Annotated in this window: 9 protein-coding genes and 1 tRNA gene; 5 read left to right on the plus strand and 5 right to left on the minus strand. The window is 64.9% G+C overall.

All coding sequences use genetic code 11. The features are described from left to right. Positions 1-110: 110 nt before the first annotated feature. Complete coding sequence (locus Q0R16_RS02075; protein WP_295631317.1) at positions 111-896, plus strand: SapC family protein; 786 nt, start codon at positions 111-113, stop codon at positions 894-896. Positions 897-1158: 262 nt separating this feature from the next. Here the strand turns inward: Q0R16_RS02075 and Q0R16_RS02080 are convergent, their stop codons facing one another. Continuing rightward, positions 1159-2166 (minus strand): N-formylglutamate amidohydrolase, encoded by a 1008-nt coding sequence (locus tag Q0R16_RS02080; RefSeq protein WP_295631319.1) that lies wholly within the window; start codon positions 2164-2166, stop codon positions 1159-1161. Between the two features lie 201 nt (positions 2167-2367). Here Q0R16_RS02080 and cpdR point away from each other — a divergent pair, with 201 nt between their 5' ends. Continuing rightward, positions 2368-2745: a cell cycle two-component system response regulator CpdR gene (cpdR, locus tag Q0R16_RS02085; protein WP_295631320.1), complete on the plus strand. Its 378-nt coding sequence runs from the start codon at positions 2368-2370 to the stop codon at positions 2743-2745. Positions 2746-2841: 96 nt separating this feature from the next. Continuing rightward, a tRNA-Val gene (locus tag Q0R16_RS02090) sits at positions 2842-2916 on the plus strand. A 14-nt stretch (positions 2917-2930) separates the two neighbouring features. Here Q0R16_RS02090 and Q0R16_RS02095 read toward each other — a convergent pair. The 3 genes from Q0R16_RS02095 to Q0R16_RS02105 form a co-directional block, all read right to left on the minus strand. Further along, the gene (locus tag Q0R16_RS02095) at positions 2931-6017 is read right to left on the minus strand and encodes an efflux RND transporter permease subunit (protein ID WP_295631323.1); all 3087 of its coding nucleotides are present in this window, start codon (positions 6015-6017) and stop codon (positions 2931-2933) included. Beyond that, the gene (locus tag Q0R16_RS02100) at positions 6014-7045 is read right to left on the minus strand and encodes an efflux RND transporter periplasmic adaptor subunit (protein WP_295631324.1); all 1032 of its coding nucleotides are present in this window, start codon (positions 7043-7045) and stop codon (positions 6014-6016) included. Before Q0R16_RS02100 ends, Q0R16_RS02095 begins: the two co-directional genes overlap by 4 nt. A gap of 225 nt (positions 7046-7270) precedes the next feature. Next, positions 7271-8053, minus strand: coding sequence for a crotonase/enoyl-CoA hydratase family protein (locus tag Q0R16_RS02105; protein ID WP_295631326.1), 783 nt, complete (start codon positions 8051-8053; stop codon positions 7271-7273). Positions 8054-8286: 233 nt separating this feature from the next. On the opposite strand from Q0R16_RS02105, the gene Q0R16_RS02110 reads away from it, so the two are divergent. Both Q0R16_RS02110 and Q0R16_RS02115 read left to right on the plus strand, forming a co-directional pair. Continuing rightward, on the plus strand, positions 8287-9507 hold the full coding sequence (locus Q0R16_RS02110) for an NADP-dependent isocitrate dehydrogenase (protein WP_295631328.1): 1221 nt from the start codon (positions 8287-8289) through the stop codon (positions 9505-9507). An 87-nt stretch (positions 9508-9594) separates the two neighbouring features. Then, a complete protein-coding gene (locus Q0R16_RS02115; RefSeq protein ID WP_295631330.1) occupies positions 9595-11373 on the plus strand; it encodes a cation:proton antiporter in 1779 nt (592 codons plus the stop codon). Here the strand turns inward: Q0R16_RS02115 and Q0R16_RS02120 are convergent. Beyond that, positions 11362-11673, minus strand: a 312-nt coding sequence (locus Q0R16_RS02120) for a DHHA1 domain-containing protein (protein ID WP_295631332.1), incomplete at its 5' end; no start/stop codon positions are given. The genes Q0R16_RS02115 and Q0R16_RS02120 overlap by 12 nt on opposite strands.

Raw genomic sequence — 11673 nt, forward strand, 5'->3', positions numbered from 1 at the left:
CGGTTGTGCACTCACTTGCGCAGCCCCGTTCAACATCCTAAAGCGCGCGCTTTCCCCGCGCGGGAGCGTCTCAAGGCGTCTGCGTGGCCCAACATGAGCGGAGAGAATTCATGGCCAGCGCGCCGCAAGCCGAACTGCCGATCTTCTACAAGGACCTGATGCCGCTCAACAGCCGCGATCATGCCACCTGGCGCGCGCGCGTCGCCACCAAGGCCGAATGGCTGGTCGGCCAGCACGCGATTCCCTTGACGGTCGAGGAATTCCCGCAAGCCGCTCGGCATTATCCGATCATTTTCGCCAGCGGCGACAACCCGGTGCCGCTGGCGCTGATGGGGCTTAACGAAGGCGTCAACGTGTTCGTCGACGCTGAAGGCACCATCAACGACAACATCTACGTGCCCGCTTATGCGCGCCGCTATCCATTCATCCTGGCGCGGCTTTCGCCCGATGCTGAGGAACTGTCGCTGTGCTTCGATCCCTCGTGCGGGCTGGTCGGTGACTATGCCGATGGCGAAGCGCTGTTCGATGGCGCAGAACCGTCCGAAGCGACCAAGAGCGCGCTCCAGTTCTGCGAACAGTTCGAACAGGCCGGTCAGCGCACCCAGGCGTTCATCGACGAGATCAAGAAGCACGACCTGCTGATGGAAGGCGAAGTCACCATCCAGCAGACCGGCGTCGAAGCGCCGTTCGTCTATCGCGGGTTCCAGATGATCAACCAGGAAAAGCTGCGCGACTTGCGCGGCGATGTCCTGCGCGGCTGGGCGCAGAGCGGATTGCTGCCGCTGTTGTACGCGCACGTGTTTTCGCTCGACCTGATGAGCAACGTGTTCGGCATGCAGACGACCCAGGGCAAGGGCCCCGCTGCGCAATCGCCGGTGCTCGCCACGATCAACTGATAAATTCCGCCGCGCCGGCTCCAAGGGTTGGCGCGGCGGCTTCGCTACGACGATCAGCCGGCGTTTGACCCGAAACGGTCACAATCGAAACGAAATTTTCGGGTGCATCTTGCGCCTCTCGCAAGCCATGCTTATACATTGGGTGTCGCGCCGGTGCTCCCCTCATGGCCCGGTGTGACTGGTGCGCTTCGGTGCACCTCCTCCCTGAACCTTGGCCACCTGGAGCATTGCTCCAGGTGGTTTTTTCTTGAGGAGGTCCAACCTACTCGGCAGCCATGCGCCAGCGCGCCGAACCGGCCTCGCCACCAAGCTCGGCGGCCACGGCGGCAAGCTTCTGCACCAGCCCCACCAACAGCCGCACCGTATCCTCGAAGCCATCACCCGGTTCGACCAGGCGCGGCTCGAGATAGGAACGGCGATCGATTTCGAGCTGCAGGCAATGAATACCTTCGTGCCGCCGAGCATGGCGATCGAGCACATACCCCCCGGCATAAGGCCGATTGTGCGCGGCCAGCCGCCCGCCTTGCGCAAAATGGCTGAACGCGGCGGCGATCAATTCGCCGCCGCACGCCGCACCGAAGCGATCGCCGATCACGAATTCTGGCGCCCGCTCGGCGCCGTTGGGGGCTGGCAGCGGCGGCATCGAATGCAGATCGATCAGCAGTACCGAACCCCAGCGCTGGCGCACCCGCAGCAGCATCTGGCCCAGAGCCGCGTGATAAGGCTGATGCACCCCGGCGATACGATCATCGAGTTCGTGGTGTTCGAAGCGGCGCTTCCAAAGCTCGCCCAGCCCCGGCAAGCGGCGTGGAATCAGGCCGAGGCCGCTGCGCGCGCGCTGCATGGTGCCGCCCTTTCCGCCCCAGCCGCGATCAGCGGTTCGTCCTCCGGCCAGCGCACGATCGCCCGAGGCATCGGCCGGTGGCTGATTCATCATGTCCCAATCGACGTCGTCGGCCGCGCGGTTGAGATCCACCATAGCGCGCGGGGCATGCGCCACCAGCAGCGCAGCATGGGTTTCAGCGGCAACGCGCGTTGCCAGCAAATCGACATAGCGATCTTCAAGCCGGGGCGTCGCGAAAGCCGGGTGCCGCATGCGTTCTAGCAAGCCGTGGGCATACTTGCGCCCCGCATGGGGCACCGCAATCACCACGGGGATCGGCGAAGGATCGAAAAACCGCAGCGAGAATGCCGGATGATCGGGCTGTCCCGGAATGAGGCCGCCGTCGACTGTCTGCGAATCATCCTGATCGGGCGACAAATGCTGCATGGCAACAAGGCTGCCCACGAAATGCCGCTGTGTCAAAGTCGGTCATGCATTGAATGAGCGAAGATTCTTAACCGGATCGAATGTATGGCGTCAGTATTGCGACTCCGGTCACGTCACGCCCCTCGCGCGGGGGCTGCGGCGGTGCCGGTATCGTTAAGACACACCGTTCACAAACCCATGTTGTTCCCGGGGACACGCCGCATGATCCGCATCCTGCTCGCCGAAGATGAAGACGCGATGCGCACGTACCTTGCGCGCGCGCTTGAAAACGCGGGCTACAGCGTCACCGCGGTCGATCGCGGAACGGCGGCGGTGCCACTGCTGGAGGCCGAGCACTTCGACCTGCTGCTGTCCGACATCGTCATGCCCGAAATGGACGGAATCGAACTGGCACAACGCTGCGCCGAGATCAGCCCCACCACGAAAGTCATGTTCATCACCGGTTTTGCCGCCGTAACGCTCAAGGCCAACCGCGAAGCACCGCAAGCGCGCGTGCTGTCGAAACCGTTTCATCTCAAGGACCTGGTGATGGAAGTTGAGCGGGCATTCGAGGATCCGGCCGCCTTCGGGCAGCTTTGACGAGCCCCTCGAAACACGCCCTTGCAACAAGCCGCAAGCGCGGTTAAACGGCTGCCTCTCGCGAGCGGGCTTGCTCTCTCGCGACATGAATGGTGCGGGCGTATAGCTCAGTGGTAGAGCACTATGTTGACATCGTAGGGGTCGCAAGTTCAATCCTTGCTACGCCCACCATTCAAGGCCTTTGGCTAAGCCCCCGGGAAACCGGGGGTTTTTTCGTTTTCAGCCACAGCCGTTGCTTCTCCCGTCCTGCGAACAACCAGCAGATACATCACCGGCGTGACAATGCGGCTGAGCAGGGTCGATGACACCAGCCCGCCGATGATCACCCATGCCAGCGGCGCGTAAAGCGGGGCGCCCGACAGCGCGAGCGGGAGCAGTCCGCCGATCGCGGTCACCGACGTGAGCAAAACCGGCAGAAACCGGATTTCGCCGGCCTTTTCGATGGCATCGCGCAACGCCAGCCCACGGCTGCGCAGTTGCGTCGTGAAATCGACCAGCAGGATCGAATTCTTGATCTCTATCCCGATCAGCGCAACGAACCCGATCACCGCCAGGAACGACAGCGAATTGCCCGTCGCGAGCAGTGCCAGCAATCCCCCGACGAGCCCGAGCGGGATCACGCCCGCCACCACCAGTACTTCGCGGAACCGGCCGAATTCGGCCACCAGCACACCGAAAATTCCGAACACAGCCAGCAGGATCACACCGCCCAGCCCCGAGGTGTTGCGCGCGGCAACTTCTGCGGCCCCGCCTGCCTCCCAGGTGTAGCCCGGCGGAAACTTGATCTTTGCCAGCCCCGCCGTGACGTCCTTGTCCAGCGCAGACGCCAGAAATCCCGGTTCGTTGTAGGCGGTGACCGTGGTGTAGCGCTGCAACCGATAGCGCTGGATCTGCGAGGGCACCGACTTGAGCGCGGGCGTGGCAATCTGCGACAGTGGGATGATCTGGCCCGACTGGCTGGGCACGTACAGGCTGTTCAGCGTCGAGACGCCTTGGTGCTCGTCCAGCGGTAGCCGCACCGTGACGGGATAGGTATCGCCTTCGGCATCGCGGAAGCTGCTGGCGCGTTCACCGTTCAGCGCGATGCGCAGCGTGCGGCGAACGGCATCGGGGAACACATTCAGCAGGCTCGCCTTGTCGGCATCGATGCCGAGGTCGAGATCGACGCGATCGACCGCCAGCGGGTCGTTAACGTCGCGCAGGCCCTTGTTGGCGGTCATGATCGCCGCGACTTGCGCCGACAGCGCCTTGAGCGTGACCAGTTCGGGGCCCTGCACGCGGATCGCGATCGGCGCTTCGACCGGTGGCCCCTGTTCGAACTGCACCACCGTCACGCGGGCATCGGGGTAGCTCGCGAGTTTCTTGCGCAACGCCTCGATGAACCTGGGGCTGTCGCGTTGCGACCATTCGCGCAAGGTCACGAAGATTTCGCCGTAACGCGTATCGTCCTCGCGCGGGATATTGTTGTAGAAGATCTGCGGATTGCCGCGCCCGACATTGTCCATCCGGGCAAGGATCGCAGGCTCCTTGGCAAGCTGCGCCGACACCGCGCCAACCGCGCGGTCGGTCTCGGCTACGCCGCTGCCCTCGGGGGCTTCGACCCGCACCATGAAATAGGGCGCGTCGGTGGTCGGGAACAGGCTGAAGCCGATCAACGGCACGGTCGCGAACACCAGCACGCAGCCGATCAGCGTGCCCACCAGTGTCTTGCGCGGATGATCGAGCGCGCGGTGCAGCAGCGGCTGGTAGAAGCGCTCGATCCCTCGGGTCACCACGCGCAGGAAGCGGTTGCCGTGTTCCCCCTGACCGCGCTTGAGCACGCGGCTGGCGACGAACGGGATCACCGTCAGCGACACGATCAGCGAACTCGCCACCGTGACCAGCACCGCCACAGGAAGCCCGCGCACGAAATCGCCCGAGCCTTCGGGCAGGAACGCCAGCGGCAGGAACGCGAAAAGCAGAACCCCGGTGGAACCGAGCACCGCTGCGCTGATTTCCCGCGCTCCGCTCGCCGCCGCCTCGACCGGATCGCCCGATTCGCGCAAGTGGCGCTCGATGTTCTCGGTCACCACGATCGAATCGTCGACCAGCAGCCCGAGCGAGATGATGAACCCCGAAATGCTGATCTGGTTGAGCGTGAAGCCGAAGCGCGACAACATGAACACGCCCATCGCCAGCGACAGCGGGATCGAGATCATCACCACCAGCGATGCGCGCAAGCCGAGCGGCAGCAGCGTGATCAGCACCAGCGCCAGCGCGATCGAGAAATCGCGGGCCAGTTCGCTCAGCCGGCGCTCGATGTCGCGGCTCTGGTCGAAGCCGATCTCCAGCTTCATGTCGGGGGGCAGCCCGGCGCGGAACGCGGTCACCGCCTTGAACAGATCGTCGCGCAGCACCGGGGCCGAAACGTTGTCCTTCTGCTTGACAGCGATGAACACCGCGCGCTCGCCATTATACCGCGTCAGGTTGAGATGTTCGGCTTCGGCCCAGCCTACTGCCGCCACATCACCCACGCGCACGATCCGCCCGCCCGCGGCCTTGAGCGGCATCGCCGCAACCGCCTCGACCGAGCGATAGGCGCCGCCCGCATCGACATTCAACCGCCGCGCACCCGATTGTACCGCGCCGGCGGGCACTTCGGTTCCACCCGCCGAAACCGACGACGATACCGCGATCGCCGACAACCCGGCTTCGGCAAGCCGCCCCGAATCGAGCGCGACACGCACTTCGGGCTGCGCCAGACCGAACACCGTGGTGCTGCGCACGCCGGTCACCACGTTCAGTCGCTCACGCAGGTCCTTGGCGTATTTCTCGACGCGCCGCCACGATGCGCCCGTGCTGACCAGCGCAAGTTGCAACACCGCCGCTTCGGTGGGCCGTGGGCGTCGAAAATCGAGCCGCGCCAGCCCTGTGGGAAGCTGGCCGCGAATTGCGGTGACGTCGCGGATCGTGCGGTCGAGCGCGAGTTCGGGATCGGTGCCGTGGAGGAATTCGACGCTGATCACGGCCAGCCCGCTGCTGCTGCTCGATCGCACCTCGCAGACATTGTCGAGCCCCTGGACCACGTCCTCGATCGGCTTGGCGACAGTTTCCTCGACCGTGGCGGCATCGGCCCCCGGCAGCACCGCGGTGACGATCGCCGCGCTGAACGGGACTTGGGGATCGACCGAGCGCGGGATCGCCAGGAACGCCTGGATGCCCAGCAACGCCGCGAGCAGCGAACCGACCAGCGTCAGTTGCCAATAGCGCACCGCCGCCGCGGCGATGTTCATTCAGGTCGGCGCTGCGCGCGCACGCGTTGCGCGTCATGCAGCCGGTCGACGCCCGACACGATCACCCACTCACCCGGCGCCAGTCCGCTCAGCACGCGCACGCCCTGGTCTTGCGCCTCGCTGATGGCGACCTTGCGCAACGAAACGCGATCGCTGCCGTGCCGGAGCACATAGACGAAGCCCTCGCCCGCACGCGGCGCGAACACGGCTGCCGGCGGGACCAGCACTCCAGCCGACTGGTCGCGCGCGACGATGGCGGCGCGGCCGATCTGGCCAGACCGCAACCCGGGCGCGGCAGGCAGCCTGATTTCGGCCTCAAACGTCCCGGTGCCCTGATCGGCGCGGCCTCCGATCTGTACGACATGGCCGTCGATCGATGCCCCGCCGAGCGAGGCGATCTGCACGGTTGCCGCTGCGCCGACGGCAACGCGCGCGGCGTCGCGATCGGACAAGGGAACTTTCAGCACGTAGCCGCGCACCTCTTCGCCCAGCACAATCACCGGGGTGCCGCTGTCAACCACTTGCGATGGTTCGGCCGGCCGCGCAAGCACGACCCCGGCACTGGGTGCAAAAATCCGCGCGGTGTCGGTGGCAAACCGGCGGACGCGCGTACCGGCGACGGCAGCATCGTAAGCGGCCTGCGCCGTGTCGACCCGCGCCGGGCTGACCCAGCCTCCGGCCAACAGTGCCTTGGCGCGCCGCAATTCGGCCGCCGCGCGCAATTGTTCGGCGCTGGCGGCACCGAGTTGCGCAGAGACCGTCGTCATGTCGAGCGTCGCCAGCAACTGGCCCTTGGCGACGCGATCTCCGGGATTGACCGCGATCCGCGCAATCCGTCCCGGGCTGGTGAAGCCAAGGTTGGTTTCCTGGCGCAGCCGCACCGTCCCTGCTGCTGCGACGCGGCTCACATCTGTCGACGCACGAACTTGTGCGACGCTGACGGACAAGAGTGCCTGTTCGACGGGTTGCGGCTTCGCCGTGCAGGCTGAAAGCGCAAGCAGCCCAAGTATATTCGCCAGCTTACGCATCGCACATCTGAAATGGATTTCCCGCCCCGCCCTTGCAGAACTCCGAGCCTATACCCCACGATAATAGTTGCAATAGGCAACTTACATCGATTGCACTCTGGGTGCGGATGGGTCCGGTGCGGATCGATCGCCAATGTGGCGGGTGCTGGCCTGATCCAGGACCAAAAGGCCCCGGCCCCATACTCGATGGTGCCGGGGCCGTTCCGGATTAAGAAACTTGCGTGGTTACTTGCCCTGCCAGTTGGGCTTGCGCTTTTCAGCAAACGCTGCGGCGCCTTCGCGCGCATCGGACGATGTGAACACCGCGCCGACATGCGCGGCCTGTTTGTCCCACATTTCGGCATCGCTCCAGGTGTGCGATTCGCGGATGACAGCCTTCGACGCGATCAGCGCAAGCGGGCCGTTCTCTGCAATCCGCGCCGCCAGTTCGAGAGCCGCCACGATCGCCGGACCATCGGTCACGCGGTTGACGAAGCCCAGTTCATACGCGCGCTTGGCATCGATGAAATCGCCGGTCAGCGCCAGTTCCATCGCGATACGCGGCGGGATCTGGCGTGGCAGCTTGATCAGCCCGCCGGCCGCTGCGGCCAGGCCGCGCTTGGCTTCGGGAATGCCGAACTTGGCGCCGGCATTGGCCACGATCAGGTCGCACGACATTGCCAGTTCCAAGCCGCCCGCCAGCGCATAGCCATCGACCGCCGCAATCACCGGCTTCTTGGGTGTCCATTGCGACAGCGCGCCGAACCCCCGCCCCGGCACCGACGGATGCTCACCGCGCAGGAAGCCCTTGAGATCCATGCCGGAACAGAACGTGCCACCGGCGCCGGTCAGCACCGCGCAGCGCAGATCGGCTTCGGCTTCGAGCCGGTCCATCGCCGCGCTGATGCCCATCGCCGCAGCCTGGTTCATCGCGTTCTTGGCGTCGGGCCGGTTGATCGTCACGATCAGGACATTGCCCTGCACCTCAGTCAGAACTTCTGGGGTCAGGACTTGCTGTTCATCGCTCATGGCTTGTCTCGCATCCTCTAACTCGGTCGGTTTAACCGCTCGCTTAAAATCCTGAACGAGCAAGCCACCGCTGTCCAGCCCGAATCACGCTCAGCCGGGCGAGGCGCAAGGCGGCAATTTGGCCAGCAATCCATGTTGCACGGGGCCGATCAGATGCTAAGACCCGGGCTTGCTCGCGCCCGAACAGGGGGCATTTCGGTGCGCGCCTGCGCAACAAATGGGGACAGACAGACATGGCCAAGATCAAGGTGAAAAACCCGATCGTCGAACTCGATGGCGACGAAATGACCCGGATCATCTGGCAATGGATCCGCGAAAAGCTGATCCTCCCCTACCTTGATGTCGATCTCAAGTATTACGACCTGTCGGTTGAAAAGCGCGACGAAACCAACGACCAGATCACCGTCGATTCGGCCAACGCAATCAACAAGTACGGCGTGGGCGTGAAATGCGCCACGATCACGCCTGACGAAGCGCGGGTCGAAGAATTCAAGCTCAAGAAAATGTGGAAATCGCCCAATGGCACGATCCGCAACATTCTGGGCGGCACCATCTTCCGCGAACCGATCGTGATGCAGAACGTGCCCCGGCTGGTGCCGGGCTGGACCGACCCCATCGTCGTCGGCCGCCATGCCTTCGGTGATCAGTACAAGGCCACCGATTTCCGCGTCCCCGGCCCCGGCAAGCTGCGGCTGGTGTGGGAAGGCGATAACGGCGAAACGATCGACGAGGAAGTGTTCCACTACCCCTCGGCCGGCGTGGCGCTGGCGATGTACAACCTCGACGATTCGATCCGCGATTTCGCGCGCGCCAGCTTTGCTTACGGCATCAATACCGGCTGGCCGGTCTATCTGTCGACCAAGAACACCATCCTCAAGGCTTATGACGGGCGCTTCAAGGACCTGTTCCAGGAAGTGTTCGACACCGAAGGCTACGCCGAAAAGTTCAAGGCGCTGAACATCACGTACGAACACCGCCTGATCGACGACATGGTCGCATCGGCCCTGAAGTGGAGCGGCAAGTTCGTCTGGGCCTGCAAGAACTATGACGGCGATGTCCAGTCCGACACCGTCGCGCAAGGGTTCGGCAGCCTGGGCCTGATGACCTCGGTGCTGCTCTCACCCGATGGCAAGACCGTAGAAGCCGAAGCCGCGCACGGCACGATCACCCGCCACTATCGCCAGCATCAGCAGGGCAAGGCCACCTCCAGCAACCCGATCGCCTCGATCTTCGCCTGGACGCGCGGCCTCATGTATCGCGGCAAGTTCGACGAAACGCCCGAGGTGATCGCCTTCGCCGAAACACTCGAACGCGTATGTATCGATACTGTCGAAAGCGGCAAGATGACCAAGGACCTCGCGATCCTAATCGGCCCCGACCAGGCGTGGATGACCACCGAAATGTTCTTCCAGGCGATCGTCGAGAACCTGGAAAAGGCGATGTCAGAGGGTTGATCGATGCGTCGGCCGGTTCGCCGCTGAACCGGCCACCCCGCCAAGGCGGGTGACATTCGCGGCCATGTCGGGCAATCATCGCCCGACATGGCCGGCAATCTAGAACTCAGCACCACACTCAGCGACGCGCTGGTCATTCTTGGCGCGGCGGGGATCGTTATTCCCGCCTTCGCGCGGTTTCGCATCACGCCGGTGATCGGGTTCATCCTGGTCGGGCTGCTGGTCGGGCCGTTCGGGTTGGGACGCCTGGTTTCCGATTATCACTGGCTCTATTTCGTCACGATCACCAAACCCGAGGCGATCGGACCGTTTGCCGAATTCGGCGTGATCCTGCTGCTGTTCGAGATCGGGTTGGAACTGTCGTTCGCGCGGTTGTGGGCGATGCGCAGCCAGGTGTTCGGGCTGGGGCTGCTCAAGCTTCTGATCTGCGCGGGGCTGCTGACGGCGATCCTGCTGGGGATGGGCCAGCACATCAAGGGCGCGGCGGGGCTGGGTATCGCGCTGGCATTGTCTTCCACCGCGCTGGTCCTGCCGATCGCGGGCACCGAAAGCCCGGTCGGGCGCAAGGCGCTGGCGATGCTGTTGCTCGAAGACATCGCACTGGTGCCGATCATCTTCATCCTCGGCGCGTTCGGCCCGCAGACCGGCGACAGCGGCGCCGCGCTGTTCGGCACGCTGTGGAAGGGCGCGCTAGTGGTCGTCATCATGCTGGCAATCGGGCGCTTCCTCCTGCCCCGCCTGTTCGCCTCGGCTGCCCGCACCAAAAGCCCCGAACTGTTCCTGGCGTTCAGCCTGCTGGTGGTCATCGCCTCCGCGCTGGCGACGGGTGCGGTCGGCCTCTCGCCGATCATGGGCGCGCTGCTGGCGGGGCTTTTGATTGCCGAAACCGACTATTCGAAAGAGGTCGAGGCGCTGACCGGGCCGTTCAAGGGCCTTGCGCTCGGAGTGTTCCTGATCACCGTCGGCATGGGCATCGACCTGGCCGTGGTGTGGCAGAAGATCGGCGCGATTGCACTCGGCGTGGCGGCGGTAATGGTCACCAAGGCGCTGGTCACCGCCACGCTGCTGCGCGTGCGCGGATCATCTCGCGGCACCGCGACCGAGACCGGGCTGCTGATGGCCAGCCCCTCAGAAACCACGTTGATCGTGTTGTCGGCGGCCGCTTCGGCCAAGCTGATCGGGCATTCGGCCGCACAGTTCTGGCAGATCGTCACGGCGCTGGGGCTCACGCTGACGCCGGTCCTGGCGCTGGTCGGACGCCGGATCGCGAAGGCCATCGACCAGGCTGGCGCCCCCCGCCCCGCTGCCGAACCAGCCGACGCCGCGCAGCGCGCGCTGATCTTCGGCCACGGCCGCGTCGGGCGGCTGATCGGCGAAATGCTCAGCCGCCACGACATGCCCTATCTCGCGATCGACGCCGACCCCGCGATCGTCGCCGAAGGCAGCAAGGCCGGACTGCCGGTGGTGTTCGGCAATGTCACCAACGCCGCGCTGCTCGACAAGCTGCACTTGGGCGATGCGCGCGCGCTCATTGTCACGATGGACGAGCCCGTGCTGGTCAGCCGCACCGTGCGCCGCATCCACAAGGCGTTCCCCGACCTGCCGATCATCGTGCGCGCGCGCGACAGCAACCACGCCGCCGAACTGTACCGCGCGGGCGCCAGCCACGCGGTGCCCGAAACGCTCGAAAGCTCGCTGCAATTGTCCGAAGCGGTGCTGGTAGACCTGGGCGTGCCGATGGGCCCTGTGATCGCCTCGATCCACGAAATGCGCGACGAATTGCGCCACTTGATCATGCGCGACGGCGGGCTTGAGGAAAAACCCAAGCTCGGGACGTCGAAATTGCGCGATCGGTCAGCCAGCTAACGCTGCCCGCACTGCCGCGATCGCGTCAGCCGCTTTCGCGCCGTCGGGGCCACCGCCTTGCGCCATGTCGGGCCGCCCGCCGCCGCCCTTGCCGCCAAGCGCATCGACGCCCACCCGCACCAGCTCGACCGCGCTGATCCGGCTGGTCAAGTCTTCGGTCACCGCCACCGCGAAGCTGGCGCGCCCATCGTTGATCGCGACGATCGCTGCCACGCCCGAACCCATCCGCGCCTTGGCCTGATCGAGCAGCCCGCGCAGCTCCTTGGCGTCGAGCCCGTCGATGACCTGGCCCGAGAACTT

The organism is Novosphingobium sp. (assembly GCF_025351285.1).
In the GTDB taxonomy this organism is placed as follows: Bacteria; Pseudomonadota; Alphaproteobacteria; order Sphingomonadales; family Sphingomonadaceae; genus Novosphingobium.